Genomic DNA, 20,504 nt, shown 5'->3' with positions numbered 1-20,504 from the left:
GATGAACACGCCCCGCATCAACCTCATCTTCGCGCGCGCAGCCAACGGCGTGATCGGCGCCGGCAACGCCATTCCCTGGCACCTGCCCGAGGACATGGCGCACTTCAAGCAGCAGACCGCCGGCGCGCCCGTGGTCATGGGCCGCAAGACCTGGGACTCGCTGCCGCCGCGCTTCCGGCCGCTGCCGGGCCGCCAGAACATCGTGGTGACGCGCCAGGCCGACTGGCAGGCCGAAGGCGCACAGCGCGTGGGCAGCCTGCAGGAGGCGTTCGCGTCCTGCGCGCAACCGGCGCTCCAGGAGGTGTGGGTCATCGGCGGCGCGCAGATCTATGCCGAGGCCGAGCCGCTCGCGCAACGCGCCGTCGTCACCGTGCTCGAGCGCGACTACGAAGGCGATGCCTACGCGCCTGAGCTCAACCCCGCCGCCTGGCGCGAAACGCAGCGCGAGTCGCATGTCTCGGCCAAGGAAGGCATCGGCTTCAGCTTCGTGACCTACGAGCGCGCCGCGTCCACCGCCCAGGAATGAGTTTCCGCGACCCGCACCACCCGCCCGCCCCGCCGCTGCGGCGACGGTCCGTGGTGGCGGGTGTGGGCGTGGCGCTGTTCGCCGGCCTGGCGCCGCTGCGCGCCGCGCAGGCCGCCCCCGAGGCGCTGGAGCCCGACGAAGAAGCGCTCTTCATGACCGGCACAGCGCGCCCCACGGCCGACGGGCGCCTCGAGCTCGACGTTCACGCATGGATCTTCGAGCGCGAGCACCGCTGGGGCCTGAACACCGCGCTGGCGCGCTACCTCGGCCTGAACCTGAAGAAGCTCTCGCCCGCCGCGCGGCTGCGCTTCAACCAGCGCACGGCGCTGTTCCACGCGGAGTCGGAAGAAGACAAGGTCATCGGCATCGATGTCGACGGCAGCCCCACGCGCATCACGATGCCGCCCTCGGGCAAGGACGGGCGCTGCAACCTGCGCACCGTCATCGATGCACCGCATGCACCGCTGCTGTCCATCTCTTCCATCTCTGCTACGGCGCCTGGGCAATGGGTGCAGTTCCATGGCGTCACGGGCCCGGGCGAGCTGCTGCACCGCTTCCGCGGCCAGGCGCTGATCGTGCCCGCGCAGGGCGTGTCGGTGATCTCGGACATCGACGACACCATCAAGCACACGCAGGTGCGCGACCGCCGCGAGATGCTGCTCAACACCTTCTCGCGCCGCTTCGAGGCGGCGCCTCGCATGGCGGGCTGGTACCGCGAACTGGCGAAGGCGCCCGACACGCGCTTTCACTATGTGTCAGCAAGCCCGATCCAGCTGTATCCGCCGCTGTCGGACTTCATTCCCAGCGCCGGCTTTCCCGCGGGCAGCATGCACCTGCGCGAGAGCACCACATGGCGCACGCTGGTACCGGGCGACGAGGATTCGCGCACGCACAAGCTCGGCGTGATCGAGCGGCTGCTGGCCGAGTTTCCGCAGCGCCGCTTCGTGCTGGTGGGCGACTCGGGCGAAGCCGATCCGGAGATCTATGCGCAGGCGTTTCGCGCGCACCCGCAACGCATCGACGCCATCGTGATCCGCGACGTGACCGGTGAAGACCGGCGCGCCGATCGCTACCGCGCCACCTTCGAGGGCATCGACCCGGCGTACTGGCACATCCTGCTGCCCGGCACCACCGCCTGGCCGGCCACGGCACGCAGCTGATCCGCAAACAAACCGGCACCTCGCCGATCTACCGGACGGCAGATGAAAACTTCGGTACAAGCGTGTGAAAGGCATGCGCCGCGCAGGGTCTAGGCGGCGTTTGGACAGCGCTAATTGTTTGTGCGCACAATGTCCTTCACGCCCTCAAACCCAAGGAGACGGCCCATGTCCATGGAGTTTCTTCGGACCATCGCCGAGCAGAGATTGCCATACGTCGTCCACACGCCAGCGGACATCGACAGGCTGCGCGTGCTGCGTGCGGCGCAGCTGGTGACGGCCTTCATTCCCCCGTCGGACCGCGCGCACGAGTCGCGCGCGATCCGTCAGCTGGCCCAGGTCGAATCGATCACCGTGAAAGGCCAGCTGGCCTTGAACAAGGCCACCTCGGCATTCATCGAACTCTGAGCAGGCGCTGCGTGAACAGGCGCCGTCAGACGACGCCCTGCGCCAGCATCGCGTCGGCCACGCGCACGAAGCCCGCGATGTTCGCGCCGTCGACGTAGCTCACGCGCTTGTCCTTGCCTTCGCCGTAGTGCATGCACGAGGCATGGATGCCCTGCATGATCTGCAGCAGCCGGCCGTCGACTTCCTCGCGCGTCCACGACAGGCGCGCCGCGTTCTGGCTCATCTCCAGGCCCGAGGTGGCAACGCCGCCCGCGTTGCTCGCCTTGCCCGGCGCATACAGCACGCCATTGGCTTCGAACACCTTCACGGCTTCCATGGTCGAGGGCATGTTGGCGCCTTCGGCCACGCAGACCACGCCGTTCTTCACCAGCGTGCGCGCGTCTTCCTCGTTGAGCTCGTTCTGCGTGGCGCTCGGCAGCGCCACGTCGACCTTCACGTGCCACGGCGTCGCGCCGGCCACGAAGCGCGCGCCGGTGCGTTCGGCGTAGTCGCTCACGCGGCCGTAGAGGTGATTCTTCACGTCCATCAACACGGCGAGCTTCTCGGGCGTGAAGCCGTCCTCGTCGATCACGGTGCCGCTGGAGTCGGACACCGTGACCACCTTCGCGCCCAGCGCCATGGCCTTCTCGACCGTGTACTGCGCCACGTTGCCCGCGCCCGAGACGCTCACGCGCAGGCCTTCGAAGCCGATGCCCTTGCGCTTGAGCATTTCCTGCGCGAAGTAGACGTTGCCGTAGCCCGTGGCCTCGGGGCGGATCAGCGAGCCGCCGAAGCTCAGGCCCTTGCCGGTGAACACGCAGTCGGCGCGGTTGGTGAGCTTCTTGACCATGCCGGCCATGAAGCCGATTTCGCGCCCGCCCACGCCCACGTCGCCCGCGGGCACGTCGGTGTCGGAGCCGATGTGGCGGAACAGTTCGCTCACGAAGGCCTGGCAGAAGCGCATCACCTCGCCCTGGCTCTTGCCCTTGGGGTCGAAGTCGGCGCCGCCCTTGCCGCCGCCCATCGGCAGCGTGGTCAGCGAGTTCTTCAGGGTCTGCTCGAACGCCAGGAACTTGAGGATCGACAGGTTCACCGACGGATGGAAGCGCAGGCCGCCCTTGTACGGCCCGATGGCCAGGCTGTGCTGGATGCGAAAGCCCCGGTTGACCTGCACCTCGCCGTGGTCGTCCACCCACGACACACGGAACATCAGCACCCGCTCGGGTTCGACCAGGCGCTCGAGCAGGCTGTGGGCCACGTACTTCGGGTGCTGCTCGATGTAGGGCCACAGGCTTTCCATCACCTCGGTCACGGCCTGCAGGTACTCGGGCTGTCCGGGGTTGCGTTGGGCGACATGGGCCAGGAAACCCCCGACGGATGCGTGCTTCATTCCAATCCTTTGTTCAAAATCGGTGCATAAGGTTATGCGGATCTTGCATTCTGCCGGATTGAAGAACCAAATTGAGGCACATAGCCCCATTACGGTGCAGACAAAGCGCGTGCGCCTTGCACTGCGGCCCAAAGAAGACAGTGGCGTGTCGTTTTTCGGAAAAAGGCTCAGGCCGCCGTCGCACCCATGCGGCTTTCCTGCTCGATCCAGCCCGCCAGCCGGGCGGCCGGCATCGGCCTGGCGATCAGGTAGCCCTGCAGCTCGTCGCAGCGGGCCGCGCGCAGCGTGTCGGCCTCCTCGGGCAGCTCCACGCCTTCGGCCACCACGCGCAGCCCGAGCGTGTGGCCCAGGCCGATGATGGCCCGCGCGATCGCCATGTCGGTCGGGTCGCCGAGCATGTTGTGGACGAAGGAGCGGTCGATCTTGAGCTTGTCGATGGGAAAGCGGTTGAGGTAGTTCAGGCTCGAGTAGCCCGTGCCGAAGTCGTCGATCGACAGCATCACGCCCAGCGACTTCAGCGCATGCAGCTGCGCCAGCGTGCGCTCGGCCGCGTCCATCAGCGTCGATTCGGTGAGCTCGATCTCGATGTCGCCCGGCGGCACGCCGTGGGTGGCGAGCGCCTTGCGCAGCACCTCGACCAGGTCGCCGTCGCGCAGCTGCAGCGCCGACATGTTGATCGACACCCGGATCGCGCCCAGCCCGTCGCGGCGCCAGGCGGCGTGCTGCGCGCAGGCCTGCTCGATGACCCAGGCGCCGATGGCCACGATCTGGCCCGACTCCTCCGCGATGGGGATGAACTCCGCGGGCGGCACCTGCCCGAGCTCGGCGCTCTGCCAGCGCAGCAGCGCCTCCACGCAGATCAGCTCGCCGCCGTGGGCGTCGATGCGCGGCTGGTAGTGCAGGCTGAGCTCGTTGCGCTCGATGGCGTGGCGTAGGCTGGACTCGCGCTGCAGCCGATGCTGGGCGCGCTCGTTCATCTCGGGCGTGAAGAAGCGCGCGGTGTCGCGCCCGCTGGCCTTGCTCTGGTACATCGCCACGTCGGCATGCCGCATGAGGGCGTCGATGTCCTGCGCGTCGTCGGGATAGACCGCGATGCCGACGCTGCACGAGACATGGATCTCGGCGCCGTCGATGTCGTGCGGCTGCCGTATCAGCCGGATCAGCCGGCGCTCGACCAGCGCCAGGATCTCCTCGCCGTCGGCCACGTTGTTGAGCACCACCACGAACTCGTCGCCGCCGAGCCGGCTCACGGTGTCGCCCGGCCGCACGGCCTGGCTCATGCGGGTGGCCACCGAACGCAGCAGCGCGTCGCCCACATGGTGGCCCAGCGAATCGTTGATGTTCTTGAAGCGGTCCAGGTCGATGAACAGCACGCCCACGCGCTGCCCCTTGCGCTGCGCCTGCTGCAGCGCGAGCCCCAGGCGCTCGATGCACAGCGAGCGGTTGGGCAGCTCGGTCAGCACGTCGTGGTGCGCCAGGAAGCGGATGCGCGCCTCGCTGCGCTTGCGGTCGCTCACGTCGATGGAGGTGAAGATGTAGTGCGAGATGCGCTCCGGCCCGTCGCGCACCACGCTGGCGACCAGCCACGCGGGGTAGCAGTCGCCGTTGCGCCGGCGCACGCTGACCTCGCCCTGCCAGGTGCCGCGCTGGTCGAGCACCGGCCAGAGATCGGCGAACAGCATGCTGTCGTCGCTCATGAGCTGCTCGGGCGGCTCGCCGACCAGGTCGGCCAGGTCGTGGCCCGTGAGGCGGCACAGCGCCCGGTTCACCGTGAGGATGCGGTGCTGCTCGTCGATGATCAGGATGCCTTCGGAGGAGGCCTCGAACACCTTGGCCCAGAGCATCAGCCGCTGCTCCATCAGCTTCAGGTGGTTGATGGGCGTGAAGGCCGTGAGCAGCGCGTCCTGCCCGTGGTAGACCAGCCGCCGCGCCGACAGCACGGCCCACGAAGGCTCCGCGCCCCCGAGCCAGCGCACCTCGAACTCGTCGACGGCGCCGCGGTCGGCCAGCTGCTGGAAGAAGCGCGAGCGCACGCCGGGCGCCACGCCCAGCGCCCACGGGTCGCGCGTGACGCCGCCGAGCCAGGCCTGCGCGCTGGGGTTGGCGTTGAGCACCTCGTGGTTCGGAATGGCCGTGACCATCAGCGGAATCGGAATGGCCGCGACCAGGTCGCGCTGCGCCTCGGCCGCGCGGGCGCTGGCCGCAAGCTCCTGCTGCGCCTGGCGCTCGCGGTCGAGCTGCGCGAGCATGTCGTTGAAGCCCAACACCAGCGAACCGATCTCGTCGCCGCTGTCCCAGTGCGCGCGCAGGCTGTGGTCGTTGGTGCGGCGCACCGTGTCGACCACGCCCGACAGCCGCCGCAGCGGCAGCGAGATCTGGCGCGCCACGTAGAACACCGCCGTGAGGATCATCAGCAGCAGGAAGAGCGCCGTGCCCAGGTGCAGCCACATGCGCGCGAAGAAGCCCTTCTCGCGCGAAGTGAGCATGGCGTCGAGCTCGCCGATGGCGCCGGACCAGGCGTTGTCGAGCTCGCCGAACAGCGCCTGCTGGGCCGTGTCGAACGCGGCCAGGCCGCGGCTGTTGCCACTGTTGTCGCTGCTGTCGCTCGACTCCAGCACGTTGCGCGAGGCCCGCCGGAAGGCGTCGATGCTTGCCAGCAGCCGCGCGCGCGACGGTTCGAGCCGTGCCTGCAGCGGCCCCTTGGCGGCGGCGAAGGCCTCCGCGTAGTCGCTCCTGATGCTGGCCGCGATGGCGTCGATGCGCCCTTCCAGGATGAAGTACTGCGTGCGCGCCTCGGTGGCCGCGAGCGCCTTCGCACCGGGGGCGTGCAGCCGCGCGGCCATGTCGGAGCCCAGCTCGAGCAGCTCGGGAAAACGCAGCAGCACCAGCGACATCGTGTAGTAGCTGTCGAGGTCGGGGTCGAGGATCAGGTTCGACTGGTTGCCGATGCGCGTGACCAGCGCGCGCCCCTGCTCGAGCGCCGCGCGCGCAGCCGCCTCTCGCCCGGCGGGGCCGGCCTCCTGCACCGACGCCAGCGCGTCCTTGAACTGGCGGCTGAGCTCGGCGCTTTGCATGCCGTCGCCGTACTGCTGCTCGAGCCGCTCCAGCGCCTGTGGCGGCGCGGCATGGGCGCCCTGCCAGCCGGCGGTGGCCAGCAGGGTCTCGCGCATGCGGTCGATGTAGGCCGCGCCGGCCATCTCCTTGCGGCCGAAGTCGATCGCGATGAATTTCTCGCTGATCAGGATGCCGCTGATGAAGATGACGGCACTCAGGTCCAGCAGATAGATGACCAGCAGCTTGCGGCCAACGCTGAGCCGGCTCAGGCGACGGGTAACGAATTGCACCATATCCCTCCAGGATCGGGCTCATGCATGCAATCTTTAGGCCTCTTTTGCGCGGATCGCGACAGATCGTTCGGAATGCGCGCCGTCGGACCCGAAAAAGCCGGAGCGAGGTTACCAGGCGTAGCAACGGGGCCGTGGTTTTCGGATGCTGGCCGCGGCCCTTTGCTAAGCTGTCCGCCGACTCAACGAAACCAGTGCCGTCCAAACGATCGGCACGCCGACAGCCCCATGAAAATCGCCACCTGGAACGTCAACTCCCTCACCGCGCGCCTGCAGCACGTGCTCGACTGGCTCATTGCCAACCCGGTCGACGTGCTCTGCCTGCAGGAGCTCAAGATGACGGACGACAAGTTCCCCCTCGAGGTGCTCAAGTCGGCCGGCTACGAGGCCGCGGTGTTCGGCCAGAAGACCTACAACGGCGTGGCCATCCTGAGCCTGGCGCCGATGCGCGACGTGGTGAAGAACATCGGCGGCTTTGCCGACGAGCAGTCGCGCGTGATCGCGGCCACGGTCGAGACGCCCACGGGCCCGCTGCGCGTGATCAACGGCTACTTCGTGAACGGCCAGGAGCCGGGCTCTGAAAAGTTCGCCTACAAGATGAAGTGGCTCGAGGCGCTGCACGAGCTGGTGCGCCAGGAGATGGCCGCGCACCCGAACCTGGTGCTGCTGGGCGACTTCAACGTCACGCCCGAAGACCGCGACAGCTTCGACCCCGTGGGCCTGAAGGAAACCATTCACCACACGACCGAGGAGCGCAACCATTTCAAGGCGCTGCTGGAGCTGGGCCTGACCGACAGCTTCCGCATGTTCGAGCAGCCCGAGAAGAGCTTCTCGTGGTGGGACTACCGCATGCTGGGCTACCAGAAGAACCGCGGCCTGCGCATCGACCACATCCTGGTGAGCCAGCCGCTGCTGCCGCGCGTGAAGGGCTGCGTCATCGACCGCGTGCCGCGCAAGTGGGAAAAGCCGAGCGACCATGCGCCGGTGGTGCTCGACCTCGACCAGGGCGCCTGAGCCGATGGCCGCGCTCACCCGCACCGCAGGCCGCCTCGCTTGGGTGGCGGCCGCGCTCGCGCTGTCCGCCTGCTCGCTGCTGAAGCCTTCGGACAAGGCGGAAAGCGGTACGGCGGCCACTTCGGAATCGCCTGCCGACGAAGCCTCGAGCAGCGGGCGCGAAGTGGCCACCGTGCGGCTGATCACCGCGCAGACGCCCGCCGTGCGGGCCTACCGCAAGATCGGCGCGCGCCACATCTACAACAAGTACGCCAGCCGCATCTACAAGGGCAAGATTCCGCCGCTGGTGTATGCGGTGGTGGTGGTCGAGACCGACATCGACGCGACCGGCAAGGTGGTCCGCGTGGGCTTCAGCCGCACGCCGAGCCACGCGCCCGAGGTGGCGCCGATGATCGCGGAGCTGATCAAGGCCACGTCGCCGCTGCCCAGCCCGGGCAAGCTGGGCGCGCACACCTACGTGGACACGTGGCTCTGGGACAAGAGCGGCAACTTCCAGATCGACTCGCTGACGCTGGGGCAGCGCAGCAGATAGACAGAACGGCAGGTCGACGGAAGCGCTCCAAAAGAAAAAAGGCCCTGAGGGCCTTTTTCATTCGATGCCGAGTTCCTGGATCTTCCGGGTGATGGTGTTGCGCCCGATGCCCAGCTTCTGCGCGGCCTCGATGCGGCGGCCCCGCGTGTTGGCCAGCGCCGTGAGGATCAGCCTCGACTCGAAGCGGCGCGAGAGCACGTCCCAGACGTCGGTGCGGCCGGCCGCCAGCAGCGCCTGGGCCTCGACCTCGAGGCCGCTCTCCCAGCTGCTGACGCCCGCGTGGGCTTCGGCGGTTTCGGCGACGGCATGCGCGGCAGGCGCCGCTTCGCCGCCCGCCACCGGCGGCGAGGCCATCGGTTGATGCGGTGCCGGAACCGGCGCGGCAGCCAGAGCCTCGGGCGCATGGATGGGCGCATGAACCTCGGCACCGCCGGCCATCACTTCAGGCGGCAGGTCCTTGGCTTCGATCAGTTGCGCCGGCGCCATCACCGTCAGCCAGTGGCAGATGTTCTCGAGCTGGCGCACGTTGCCGGGGAAGCTGAAGGCCGCGAGCTTGGCCAGCGCCGCATCGGAAATGCGCTTGGGCTCCACGCCGAGCTGACGCGCGCTCACCTGCAGGAAGTGGCGCGTGAGCGCGGGCACGTCTTCGCCGCGTTCGCGCAATGCCGGCAGGCGCAGGCGGATCACGTTGAGGCGGTGGAACAAGTCTTCGCGGAAGCCGCCGAGCTTGACGCGCTGCTCCAGGTCCTGGTGGGTCGCCGCGATCACGCGCACATTGGCCTTGACCGAGTTGTGCCCGCCCACGCGGTAGAAATGGCCGTCGCTCAGCACGCGCAGCAGGCGCGTCTGCAGGTCGAAGGGCATGTCGCCGATTTCGTCGAGGAACAGCGTGCCGCCCTCGGCCTGCTCGAAGCGGCCGCGGCGCATGGTCTGCGCGCCGGTGAAGGCGCCGCGCTCATGGCCGAAGAGTTCGCTCTCGAGCAGGTCCTTCGGAATGGCGGCGGTGTTGATGGCCACGAACGGGCCGTTGGCGCGCGGCGAGTGCTTGTGCAGCGCGCGTGCGACCAGTTCCTTGCCCGAGCCCGATTCGCCGGTGATGAGCACCGTGACGTTGCTCTGCGAGAGCCGGCCGATGGCACGGAACACGTCCTGCATGGCGGGGGCCTGGCCGAGCATCTCGGGCGCGGCGACCATGCGCTCTTCGGCGACTTCCTCGCGCTGGCTCTCGTCGACGGCGCGGCGAATGAGCTCGACCGCGCGCGGCAGGTCGAAGGGCTTGGGCAGGTATTCGAAGGCGCCGCCCTGGAAGGCCGAGACGGCGCTGTCGAGGTCGGAGAACGCCGTCATGATGATGACGGGCAGGCCGGGGTGCTTGGCCTTGATCTTGTCGAGCAGGTCGAGCCCGGAGCCGCCGGGCATGCGGATGTCGCTCACCAGGACCTGCGGCCCTTGCTGTTCGTCGTCGGCCGCCTGTTCGAGTGCGGCAAGCACTTCGCGCGTGTTCGTGAAGCTGCGTGTCGGGAGGTCTTCGCGCAGCAGAGCCTTCTCGAGCACGAAGCGAATCGATTGGTCGTCATCAACTATCCAGATCGGCTTCATGCATCTCCTCTGTTGCCGGGTGCTGCGCTAGGGCAGCGGTATCAATATCTTGAAATCGGTTCGGCCCGGGACGCTGTCGCACTCGATCACGCCGTGATGCTGTTGCACAAAAGTTTGTGCGAGCGTCAATCCCAGCCCGGTCCCGCCTTCCCTGCCCGAAACGAGCGGATAGAAGATGCGGTCCTTGATCGTGTCCGGCACACCCGGTCCATTGTCAATGACATGCAATTCCAGTGCCAGTCGATACCACTGCTTGTTGAAGATCACCTGGCGGGCCACCCGCGTCTTGAAAGTGATCTGCGCATCGCCCGCCGCGCGCCGCTCGGCCAGCGCCTGCGCCGCGTTGTGCGCGATGTTCAGCGTGGCCTGGATGAGCTGCTCGCGGTCGCCGCGAAACTCGGGAATCGAGACGTCGAAGTCGCGCTCGATGTGCAGGTCGCGCGGGAACTCCGCGAGGATGACGGAGCGTACGCGCTCGCACACCTCGTGGATGTTCACGTCGCCCACCACGTGCGGGCGCCGGTGCGGCGCCAGCAGCCGGTCGACCAGCGTCTGCAGCCGGTCGGCCTCGTGGATGATGACCTGGGTGTATTCGATGAGGTCGCGCGACTCGACCTCCATCTGAAGCAACTGCGCCGCGCCGCGGATGCCGCCCAGCGGGTTCTTGATCTCGTGCGCGAGGTTGCGGATGAGTTCCTTGTTGGCCTGCGCCTGGTCGATGAGGCGCTCCTCGCGGTCCTGGCGCACCTGCTGCTCCAGCGGCGACATCTCGATGATGAGTTCGCCCTTCTTGTCGCCGTGCGCCAGCGTCACCTGCACCGGCATCAGCTCGTGGTTCACGCGGCGCAAAAAGGCCTCGTAGCGCAGCGTTGCAAAGTCGTTGCTGCTGGCGCCATCGAGGGCCGTGCGCAGCACCTGCGGCTCATGGAAACATGCGCCGAACTGGGAACCCTCGAGCGTGCGCCGCGAGGTGCCCAGTGCGTCTTCGAGACCTGCATTGGCAAACAGCACGGAGCCGTCGCTGTTGACCACCGCGATCAGCGTGGACAGCAGGTCGAAGGACTGGAAGCGCAGGTTGGCGCCGTTCGCCTTCTTCCCGAACACCATGTTATTGGGGCTGCTTGACGGGCAGGCGGCCGATTTCGCGGCGGATGCCGGCGATGTCGCTCTCGTTGCGCGCCAGCTCGGCCTTCATTTCGGCAACACGGTCCAGGTACTTCTGGTAGTTCTTGCCTTCGCTGCCCTGCTTCTCGGGCTCGCCGTTGTTGTATTCCTTCTGCAGCTCGGCCTGGCGCGACTCGGCCTTCTTGAGCTCGGACTCGAGCACCGAGCGCGCCTCGCCGTCGCGGGCACGCTGGTCGACGCCTTCGACGCGCGGGCTGCCGGCCGGCGCACGCGCCGCGGAAGAGCCCGACGACGATGCGGAGCCGCCGCCCGAAGGCTTGGTGCCTTGCACGACCGTCACGTTGCCGCCTTCGAGCAGCTTGCAGCCCTTTTGCTGGGCCACGGAGGCGTTGTTGGTGTATTCGTTGCCGCAGCGCCAGACGCGTTCTTGCGCGAGCGCCGGCAGCGCGATCAGGGATGCGGCCAGGAAAATGAGAGAAGCAGTCTTCATGTGTATCGGGTGGATGGCGCGACAAAGGCGCATTTTCGTGCAATTCGACGCCACTGGTGACAAGATGTTCCGCCCCCATGAAAAAGGACGGCCGAGGCCGTCCTTTCGACTTACATCCCCTCGGAAGGCCGAGGGGAATGGCTGCGTCGCCGTGGCGATTACAGCGAGTAGTACATGTCGAACTCGACGGGGTGCGTCGCCATGCGGAAGCGCGTGACTTCCTGCATCTTCAGTTCGATGTACGCGTCGATGTAGGCATCGGTGAACACGCCGCCCTTGGTCAGGAACGCACGGTCCTTGTCCAGGTATTCCAGGGCCTGGTCGAGGCTGTGGCACACGGTCGGGATCAGCGCGTCTTCTTCCGGCGGCAGGTGGTACAGGTCCTTGCTGGCGGCTTCGCCCGGATGGATCTTGTTTTCCACGCCGTCGAGGCCGGCCATCAGCAGCGCGGCGAAGCCCAGGTACGGGTTCATCAGCGGATCGGGGAAGCGCGCTTCGACGCGGCGGCCCTTGGGGTTGGCCACGAACGGAATGCGGATCGAGGCCGAGCGGTTCTTGGCCGAGTAGGCCAGCTTCACCGGGGCTTCGAAGCCGGGGACCAGGCGCTTGTAGCTGTTGGTGCCGGGGTTCGTGATGGCGTTCAGGGCACGTGCGTGCTTGATGATGCCGCCGATGTAGTGCAGAGCGAAGTCGCTCAGGCCGGCGTAGCCGTCGCCTGCGAACAGGTTCTTGCCGTCCTTCCAGACCGACTGGTGCACGTGCATGCCGGAGCCGTTGTCGCCGACGATGGGCTTGGGCATGAAGGTGGCGGTCTTGCCGTAGGCGTGGGCCACGTTGTGGATCACGTACTTCTGCAACTGGACCCAGTCGGCGCGCTGGACCAGCGTGCTGAACTTGGTGCCGAGTTCCATCTGGCCGGCGTTGGCCACTTCATGGTGATGCACTTCGACCGGGATGCCGAGCGATTCGAGCACCAGGCACATTTCCGAACGCATGTCCTGGAAGCTGTCGACCGGAGGAACCGGGAAGTAGCCGCCCTTGACCGCCGGACGATGGCCGGTGTTGCCGTGTTCGTATTCCTTGTCGGTGTTCCACGAGGCTTCTTCGGAGTCGATCTTCACGAAGCAGCCCGACATGTCGTTCTTCCAGCGAACGCCGTCGAACACGAAGAATTCGGGTTCCGGACCGAAGAAAGCGGTGTCGCCCAGGCCCGAAGCCTTCATGTAGGCTTCCGCGCGCTTGGCGAGCGAACGCGGGTCGCGCTCGTAGGCCTTGCCGTCGGCGGGGTCGATGACGTCGCAGGTCAGGATCATCGTCGTCTCTTCGAAGAACGGATCGATGTTCGCGGTATTCGGGTCGGGCATGAGCTGCATGTCCGAAGCTTCGATCCCCTTCCAGCCGGCGATGGACGAGCCGTCGAATGCGTGGCCCGAGGTGAATTTGTCTTCATCGAAATGAGACACGGGCACGGTCACGTGCTGCTCTTTGCCGCGGGTGTCGGTGAAGCGGAAGTCGACGAACTTGACCTCGTTTTCCTTGACGAGCTTGAGTACATCGGCGACGGTCTTTGCCATCAGTTTCTCCTGAGTTGGATGGTGGTTAGGAATACGGGGACGAGGGATGCAGTTTCTGTGCCATTGTCACCTCAGGCGATGAGGCTTTGGTGAACACTGCAAACCCCAAATAAAGGCAGTAATTCCCTATTTTGGTGCGATTGAAATTAACGCACCAATTCAGGGCCAAGCTTCGCATCGAAACCGTGCAGGCCTTCGATCAGCTGCGCATAGGCCGCATCGAGCCGGCCGGGGTCGCCCTTCACGCCCAGCTCGATATGACGGCCATATTCGGGGTGATCGACGCTCGGCAGGCTGAACACCTTGATGCCGGCGTGCTGGTCTTCGATGGCCTGCATCAGCGGGGTCAGGGTGGCCTCCATGGCACCGAAAACGATCACGGACTTCTCGGCGACCGCGTTTCGGGTGAAAAGATCGGCGTAGCGGCCGTCGAGCACGGACTCGACCATCGGCCAGGCCATGACCGGGAAACCCGGCACGAAATGCACGTCGCCGACGCTGAAGCCGGGGATCTTGTTGTACGGGTTGTGGATGAGCGCGGCGCCCTGCGGAAACACGCCCATGTTGAGCCGGTGCACGTTGTCCGACCGGTCGGGCTCGTAGGGCACGCCCTGCTCGCGCGCCGTGTCCTGCATGCGCTCGCGGATCAGCAGCTCGGCCTCGGGGTGCAGCGCGAGTGGCACGCCCAGCGCCTTGGCCGCGCACTGGCGGGTATGGTCGTCGGGCGTGGCGCCGATGCCGCCGGTCGAGAAGACGATGTCGCCCGAGGCGAAGGCGCGGGCGAGCGCGGCGGTGATGCGCGCCGGCTCGTCGCCGACGTACTCGGCCCAGCTCAGCTGCAGGCCGCGCGCGGCGAGCAGCTCGATGACCTTGGCCATGTGCTTGTCGGCCCGCTTGCCGGAAAGAATCTCGTCGCCGACGACGATGAGACCGAATGCGCGTGTCATGGTGAACCCCATTGAGAAAGAGCGGCCCGGTTGGCTTGCGCGGTCTGCGCGGCCTCCAGGGCCGGCATGCCGGTCGCGCCCGACGCCGCGGCCGCCGCGCGCTGCGCGCGCAGTTGCGCGAGCGCGTCGAGGCAGTAGTGGGCGAACCAGAGCGCCGAGAAGGCGAAGACCAGTGTGTAGATCCAGATGGCGATCGGCACCAGCACGAAGAAGGCGGCGGCAAACAGCAACCCCGACGCCCAGACGATGCTCGGCGCGGCGCCCAGGTAGCCGCACAGCACGCCGACGCACAAGAGCGGCACGCGGTGCGCGCGAATCAGCGCGGCGCGCTCCTCGGGGTTGGCGTGCTCGGCCAGCGCGTCGAAGCTCATCACGCGGTAGGTGAGCCAGCCCCAGATCAGCGGCGGAAGAATGAGCACCAGCGGCGGAATGAGCCACAGCGGCATCGACACCACCAGCGCAACCAGTGCCAGCACGGTGACGCCGAGCGAGCGCATCACACTGCCGAAGAAAGAGGCGCCCTTCTTCTGCTCGAGCGAGGGAAAGCGCCGTTCGGCCACCAGCTTGGTGAGCGCCGGCGCCATGAAGCCGGCCACGATGAGCAGGCAGATCACCACGATCAGCGGCGTGGCCGCCAGCACCACGACCATCGGCGCGAGCACGCCGGTGATATCGCCGGAGAACAGCCGGCCGATCCAGGCCCAGAAGCTCGAGAGCAGCGGCCAGGCGTCGAGTGCGCCGTGCGTCCAGGCCACCGCGCCATCCCAGAAGAAGTACCCGAGCCCGGCGGCCAGCACCACCATCAGGCCCAACGGCAGGAGCGACAGCACGATCACGCGCGGCAGCATGCAATACGCGACCGCGCGCCAGAAGGAGTCGAGGAGCAGGCGCATGAGGCAGCGAGGATAACGCCTCGGGCGAGGCTGTCAGGGGCCGGAGCCCCTCAGCCGCGACCGACCATTCGCTTCAGGCCGAGCCACTGCTGCGCCCAGAAGCCGCGCCCGTACTCGCGCACGCGGCCGTCGCCGCCGGGTTCGACCTGGTCGCGGATGCCCGTGGGGTCGTAGCGGTTCTCGAAGTTGGCGGTGCCGAACATCATGTCCCACCACGGCAGCAGCACGCCGAAGTTGTGGCCGCCGAGCGTGCTCTTGCCGTTCGACTCGTGGCCCAGGCCGATGCTGTGGTGCAGCCGATGGAAGCGCGGGCTGATCCACAGCCGCTCGCCAAGGGCACCGAAGCTCAGCCGCAGGTTGGCGTGTTGCAGGCTCTCGCTGAGCTGCGTGAACGCGACGAAGGCGATGAACTGCCCCGGCGCCACGCCGATGAGCTGCGCCACGACCACGATCAGCGTGTCGTGCACGATGTCGTCCAGCAGGTGGTTGCGGTCGTCGCTCCACATGGTCATCTGGCGCTGCGAGTGGTGCAGCGAATGCAGCCCCCACCACCAGTTGAACTGGTGCTGGCCGCGGTGGATCCAGTAGCCGACGAAGTCGAGCACCACCAGGTAGATGGCAAACGCGAACACCGGCACGTCGGTCACGCCGGGCCACACCTCGTCGAGGTGGAAAGTGCCCCACCCCGCCGTGCGCAGGCCGCCCATGGCGTCGTCGAAGAAGGGCTGCAGCGTGAAGAAGATGGCCAGCCGGAACAGGCCGAGCCGGTGGATCAGCGTGTAGAGCACGTCGATGCGGATGGCGTGCCGGTCGACCACCGGCTCCACCGAGCGCCAGCGCTGCAGCGGGCCGATGACCGCGATCAGCACCACGATCTGGATGGCGCCGACCAGCAGCCAGCCGGTGGCGTCGAAGGCGTCCTCGGTCCAGCCGCCCAGGCCCACCGCGAAGACCAGCGGCTGCACCACGGTTTCGAAGAACCAGCCTTGCATGGCCGAAAAGATGTCCGTCAACCAGTCGATCACGACACAAGCCTCAGGGATGGGATGCGATCCAGGCGCGGAAATCGGGGTGCTGGCGCAGGGTCTCGAAGCAGAAGCCCTTGGCCTTGAGGCCGACGATCAGCGGCTCGAGGTTGGCCGGCGCCCACGGGTCCTTGCGCGACCAGATGCCCAGGTGCGCGAGCAGGATGTCGCCGGGGCGGATGGTGTCGAGTGCCTGCGTGAGCAGCCTGGCGTTGCTGAACTTCTCGCTCGGCAGTTCGTCGCCGAGGAAACCAGCAGGCGCCCAGCCGACGTACTTGTAGCCGCAGCCCTCGGCGGCGGCCAGCAGCGCGGGAGAGGTCTTGCCGCCCGGCGCGCGGTACAGCGGCAGCGGCTTCTTGCCGGTGATGGCGGCCAGCCGGTCGGACGACTTGCGGATGTTGGCGCAGTACTCGGCCGCGGTCCAGGTCGATTCCTTGCCGTCCTGCGGCCCGGCCGACGGCTTGATGCGAAAGCTCGGCGGCGTGCCCTTGACGTCGGCGCGCCAGTAGGCGTGGTCGTAGGTGTGCGAGCCGAACTCGTTGCCTTCGGCCGCCCTCGCCTTCCACCAGGCGGCCCAATGGTCGTCGAGGCTGTCGCCGTCGGTCTGGGTGCGCTCGGCGGCGGCAAAGAAGGTGACGCGCACGTTCTGGCGCTTGAGCACGTCGGCCACCAGCGGGGCGATGCCCATGTGGCCGGTGTCGAGGGTCAGGTAGACCGGCTTTTCGCAGCTGGCCGCGCCCTGCGCCGCCCAGGCGGCGGGCATGACGCTGCCAGCCAGCAGCAGCGCGAGCGCCGCGCCGGCGATCTTACGTGCGCTTGCCATGGTCCAGGGTCCAGACGCCGTGCGGCGAACGGCCGACGTTGACCTGGCGCACGACCTTCTGGGTCACGAGGTCCACCACCGTGAGCTTCTTGGCCCAGCGCGAGGTCACGTACAGCGTCTTGCCGTCGGCCGACACGTCCATGCAGTCGGGGCCGCCGGGCACGGCGTAGTTGGCCACCACCCTGAGCGTGCCCAGGTCGATGCGGCTGATGGTGTTGGCCACGCGGTTGCTCACGAACACCGTCTTGCCGTCGCCGGCCGAGCGGAAGGCGTGGGCGCCCTTGCCGGTGGGAATCTTGCCGACCAGCTTGGGCTCGGCGCCGGCCACGTCGTACACCTGCACGCCGTCGCCGCCGGTCAGGCCGACCAGCAGGGTCTTGTCGTTGTGCGTGCCGAAGATGTCCGCCGGCATCGGGCCGGTGGCGGTGCGCCACTTCACGGTCTGCGTGGGCAGGTCGACGGCGATCATCTCGTCGCTGTCCTGCATGGTCACGTAGGCGATGGTGCTGGTGTTGTCGATCCAGATGTGGCTGGGCGTCTTGCCGGTGGCGATGCGCTTGGCCAGCTTCAGGTCCTTGCCGTCCCAACGGTACACGTCGACGTGGTTCAGGCGGTTGCCCGCCGTGACGAACCACTTCATGTCGCGCGAGAACTGCAGCTGGTACGGATCGATGATGCCGTAGACCACGCGCTGCACTTCGGCCGTCTTGGGGTTCAGGAAGGTCAGCGAGTCGCCCGCCGAATTGGCCACGATGACCGACTTCTCGTCGGGCGTCATGTAGAGGTGGTGCGGCTCCTTGCCGGTGGCGATGCGCTGCTTTTCGGTCCAGTCGACCGGGTTGATCACGCTCACGCTGGCGTCCAGCGAGTTGAGCACGAAGATCGGAGGGGGTTCGGCCGGGGCGGCGGCGGCGGCCGTCGCATGTACCGAAAAGGCCGCAAAACAGGCAAGCAGGAAGGCCGCAAGGCGGCCGTTCGGTCGGGCAGAAAGTCGCAAGGGGAGGTTCCGGGAGAGAGCTTGGCGAGATTAACGGTCGAGCCTTAAGACTGGCTGACCATCCGGGGGCTCTTTCTCGCGCTTATTTAGGGGGTTTGGCGGGTTTGGCAGGGGCCCGCAGGCCCGCCACCTCGTCGGCGGTCAGCCAGCGCCACTGTCCCGGCGCCAGCTCGGCCGGCAGCGCCAGGTCGCCGATGCGCGAGCGGTGCAGCCCTTCGACCCGGTTGCCGACCGCGGCCAGCATGCGCTTGACCTGGTGGTACTTGCCCTCGGTCAGCGTGAGCCGCAGGTGCAGCGGGCTGTCGGACTCGCAGGCGGCCGCGCGCACGGGCTTGGGGTCGTCGTCGAGCACCACGCCGGCCAGCAGCTTGGCGATCTGCGCCTCGTCGATGGGGTGCTTGGCCGTCACCTCATAGACCTTGGGCACGTGGTGCTTGGGCGAGCCCATCTTGTGGATGAACTGGCCGTCGTCGGTCAGCAGCAGCAGCCCGGTGGTGTCCTGGTCGAGCCGGCCGATGGCCTGCACGCCCTGCACCGCGCCCTTGTTGGGCCGCAGCCGCAGCGGCGACGGCAGCAGCGTGTAGATGCTCGGGTAGGTCGAGGGCTTCTGCGAGCACTCGGTGCCGGCCGGCTTGTGCAGCATCAGGTAGGCCTTCTCGTGGTACGCCCACGGCGTGCCCTGCACGGTGTAGAGCAGGCCTTCGGGGTCGAGGTCGGCGAACGGGTCGGTCACGGCCTGGCCGTCGATGGTCACGTGGCCCTGCTGGGCAAGGCCCGCGCACACGCGGCGCGTGCCGAAGCCCTGGGTATAGAGGATGTCTTGCAGATGCATGGGAAATGAAAAAAACGGCCGCGCCGCCAAGGGCCCGACCGCCTTCTAGTGTGCCGCAGGATCAGTAGCCTGCCGCCAGGCCGGTGTTGCGGCGCGGGTCGTTGGCGCCGTAGAAGCGGTTGTTGCCCACCGGCTTGCCGCCCAGCGCGGGTGCGCCCACGATGATGGCCGCCAGGTGGTTGGCCGGTTGCGGCACACCGAGGTTGTGGCCCATGTCGGTCAGGATCTTGCGCGTGTCGGGGCTGATCGCGAAGGTCTCGACGTTGGTGACATCTGGCAGCCATTGCTGGTGGAAACGCGGCGCGTCGACGGCTTCCTGCACGTTCATGCCGTAGTCGACCACATTCAGGATGGTGTGCAGCACGGCCGTGATGATGCGGCTGCCGCCCGGCGTGCCGACCACGAACACCGGCTTGCCGTCCTTGGAGACGATGGTCGGGCTCATCGAGCTCAGCGGGCGCTTGCCCGGGGCGATGGCGTTGGCCTCGCCCTGCACCAGGCCGTACATGTTGGGCACGCCGATCTTCGAGGTGAAGTCGTCCATCTCGTTGTTCAGCAGCACGCCGGTCTTGGCGGCCGTGACCTTGGCGCCGAACCAGTCGTTCAGCGTGTAGGTCACGGAGACGGCATTGCCCCACTGGTCGGTGATCGAGTAGTGGGTGGTGTTGCTGCCTTCATGCGGCGCCACGCCGGGCTTGATGTCCTTGGAGACGCCGGCCTTCTTCGGGTCGATGGCCGCGCGGATCTTCTCGGCATAGCCCTTGTCGAGCAGGCGGTCGAGCGGGTTCTTCACGAAGTCGGGGTCGCCCAGGTAGCTGTTGCGGTCCACGTAGGCGTGGCGCATGGCTTCGATCTGGTAGTGCACCGACTGGGCCGAGCGAAAGCCCAGGTCCTTGAGCGGATAGCCCTCGAGGATGTTGAGCATCTCGCAGATGATCACGCCGCCCGAGCTGGGCGGCGGTGCCGACACCACGCGGTAGCCGCGGTAGTCGCACTCCACCGGCGCGAGTTCGCGCGTCTTGTACTGGTCGAGGTCGGCCTGCGTGATGATGCCCTTGCCGGCCTGGCTCGACGCCACGATGGCATCGCCCACCCAGCCCTTGTAGAAGCCGTCGGGGCCGTTCTTGCTGATGGTGCGCAGCGTCTTGCCGAGGTCTTTCTGCACCAGCTTCTGGCCGACCTGGAAGGGCTCGCCCTTGTTCAGGAAGATGGCGCCGGAGACGGCGTCCTTCTGGAAGTCGGCGGTGGAGGTCCACAGCATGTCGATGTCGCCCTGCTCCAGCGCGAAGCCCTTTTCGGCCAGCTGGATCGAGGGCGCGATGAGGTCGGCGCGCTTCATGGTGCCGTACTTCTCGCGTGCGTATTCCATGCCCGAGACCGAGCCGGGCACGCCCACGGCCAGGTGGCCGTTGGTGCTCAGGCCCTTGACGACGTTGCCGTCCTTGTCGAGGTACATGTTGGCCGTGGCGGCCAGCGGTGCCTTCTCGCGGAAGTCGAGGAAGGTCTTGCGCCCGTCGGCCAGCTGCACGGTCATGAAGCCGCCGCCGCCGAGGTTGCCCGCGGCGGGGTACACCACCGCCAGCGCATAGCCTACGGCCACGGCCGCGTCGACGGCATTGCCGCCGCGCTTGAGCACGTCGACGCCGACCTTGCTGGCCAGGTGCTGCGCGCTCACGACCATGCCGTGCTCGGCCGCGACCGGCGCCTGCGACGCGGCATTCGACGCGCCGGCGGCCAGCGCGAGCACCGCCGCCACGGCGGTGCTCAGCTTGGGTGTCCATTGGATTTGTTGCATGTAAAAGTCTCCTCTGTGGGTGCGATGAAGAATCGGGTGCGGGGATGTCGTCTG

The 20,504-nt window shown here is 67.4% G+C and carries 18 protein-coding genes; 5 read left to right on the top strand and 13 right to left on the bottom strand.

Annotated elements, in window-relative coordinates:
• Position 1: 1 nt before the first annotated feature.
• The 3 genes from BM013_RS07215 to BM013_RS07205 all read left to right on the top strand — a co-directional run bounded on the left by BM013_RS07215 (position 2) and on the right by BM013_RS07205 (position 2,091).
• Positions 2–526 (top strand): dihydrofolate reductase, encoded by a 525-nt coding sequence (locus tag BM013_RS07215; protein WP_093124638.1) that lies wholly within the window; start codon positions 2–4, stop codon positions 524–526.
• Positions 523–1,686: a phosphatase domain-containing protein gene (locus tag BM013_RS07210; protein ID WP_093124635.1), complete on the top strand. Its 1,164-nt coding sequence runs from the start codon at positions 523–525 to the stop codon at positions 1,684–1,686. The genes BM013_RS07215 and BM013_RS07210 overlap by 4 nt, the downstream gene beginning before the upstream one ends.
• A gap of 165 nt (positions 1,687–1,851) precedes the next feature.
• Entirely contained in the window at positions 1,852–2,091 is a 240-nt protein-coding gene (locus BM013_RS07205; RefSeq protein ID WP_093124632.1) for a hypothetical protein, read from the top strand.
• Positions 2,092–2,116: 25 nt separating this feature from the next.
• Here the strand turns inward: BM013_RS07205 and gdhA are convergent, their stop codons facing one another.
• Complete coding sequence (gene gdhA, locus BM013_RS07200; protein ID WP_093124629.1) at positions 2,117–3,460, bottom strand: NADP-specific glutamate dehydrogenase; 1,344 nt, start codon at positions 3,458–3,460, stop codon at positions 2,117–2,119.
• A gap of 167 nt (positions 3,461–3,627) precedes the next feature.
• Positions 3,628–6,807, bottom strand: a complete 3,180-nt coding sequence (locus BM013_RS07195; protein ID WP_093124626.1) for an EAL domain-containing protein — start codon at positions 6,805–6,807, stop codon at positions 3,628–3,630.
• A gap of 225 nt (positions 6,808–7,032) precedes the next feature.
• Here BM013_RS07195 and xth point away from each other — a divergent pair, with 225 nt between their 5' ends.
• Positions 7,033–7,818 carry an exodeoxyribonuclease III gene (gene xth, locus BM013_RS07190; protein ID WP_093124624.1) on the top strand — a complete coding sequence of 262 codons (786 nt, stop codon included), beginning with the start codon at positions 7,033–7,035 and terminating at the stop codon, positions 7,816–7,818.
• Positions 7,819–7,822: 4 nt separating this feature from the next.
• The gene (locus tag BM013_RS07185; protein WP_093124621.1) at positions 7,823–8,350 is read left to right on the top strand and encodes a hypothetical protein; all 528 of its coding nucleotides are present in this window, start codon (positions 7,823–7,825) and stop codon (positions 8,348–8,350) included.
• 57 nt (positions 8,351–8,407) lie between these two features.
• Here the strand turns inward: BM013_RS07185 and ntrC are convergent, their stop codons facing one another.
• The 11 genes from ntrC to ggt form a co-directional block, all read right to left on the bottom strand.
• Entirely contained in the window at positions 8,408–9,949 is a 1,542-nt protein-coding gene (gene ntrC / locus BM013_RS07180) for a nitrogen regulation protein NR(I) (protein ID WP_093124619.1), read from the bottom strand.
• A 27-nt stretch (positions 9,950–9,976) separates the two neighbouring features.
• A complete protein-coding gene (gene glnL / locus BM013_RS07175) occupies positions 9,977–11,056 on the bottom strand; it encodes a nitrogen regulation protein NR(II) (protein WP_093124616.1) in 1,080 nt (359 codons plus the stop codon).
• A 1-nt stretch (position 11,057) separates the two neighbouring features.
• A complete protein-coding gene (locus BM013_RS07170; protein ID WP_093124614.1) occupies positions 11,058–11,564 on the bottom strand; it encodes a hypothetical protein in 507 nt (168 codons plus the stop codon).
• 158 nt (positions 11,565–11,722) lie between these two features.
• Positions 11,723–13,138, bottom strand: coding sequence for a type I glutamate--ammonia ligase (glnA, locus tag BM013_RS07165; protein ID WP_093124612.1), 1,416 nt, complete (start codon positions 13,136–13,138; stop codon positions 11,723–11,725).
• A gap of 146 nt (positions 13,139–13,284) precedes the next feature.
• A complete protein-coding gene (locus BM013_RS07160) occupies positions 13,285–14,085 on the bottom strand; it encodes a competence/damage-inducible protein A (protein ID WP_177206360.1) in 801 nt (266 codons plus the stop codon).
• Positions 14,082–14,978, bottom strand: a complete 897-nt coding sequence (locus BM013_RS07155) for an EI24 domain-containing protein (RefSeq protein ID WP_093124607.1) — start codon at positions 14,976–14,978, stop codon at positions 14,082–14,084. The genes BM013_RS07160 and BM013_RS07155 overlap by 4 nt, the downstream gene beginning before the upstream one ends.
• Positions 14,979–15,028: 50 nt before the next feature.
• Positions 15,029–16,003: a sterol desaturase family protein gene (locus BM013_RS07150; RefSeq protein ID WP_093124605.1), complete on the bottom strand. Its 975-nt coding sequence runs from the start codon at positions 16,001–16,003 to the stop codon at positions 15,029–15,031.
• 10 nt (positions 16,004–16,013) lie between these two features.
• Entirely contained in the window at positions 16,014–16,826 is an 813-nt protein-coding gene (locus BM013_RS07145) for a polysaccharide deacetylase family protein (RefSeq protein ID WP_093124603.1), read from the bottom strand.
• Entirely contained in the window at positions 16,810–17,823 is a 1,014-nt protein-coding gene (locus BM013_RS07140) for a YncE family protein (protein WP_093124601.1), read from the bottom strand. Before BM013_RS07140 ends, BM013_RS07145 begins: the two co-directional genes overlap by 17 nt.
• Before the next feature lie 82 nt (positions 17,824–17,905).
• Entirely contained in the window at positions 17,906–18,655 is a 750-nt protein-coding gene (locus BM013_RS07135; RefSeq protein ID WP_093125212.1) for a pseudouridine synthase, read from the bottom strand.
• Positions 18,656–18,716: 61 nt separating this feature from the next.
• On the bottom strand, positions 18,717–20,450 hold the full coding sequence (ggt, locus tag BM013_RS07130) for a gamma-glutamyltransferase (RefSeq protein WP_093124599.1): 1,734 nt from the start codon (positions 20,448–20,450) through the stop codon (positions 18,717–18,719).
• Between the last annotated feature and the right edge of the window lie 54 nt (positions 20,451–20,504).

The organism is Variovorax sp. OK605, assembly GCF_900115445.1.
In the GTDB taxonomy this organism is placed as follows: domain Bacteria; phylum Pseudomonadota; class Gammaproteobacteria; order Burkholderiales; family Burkholderiaceae_C; genus Variovorax.
This window is presented reverse-complemented; position numbering and strand designations above follow the sequence as displayed.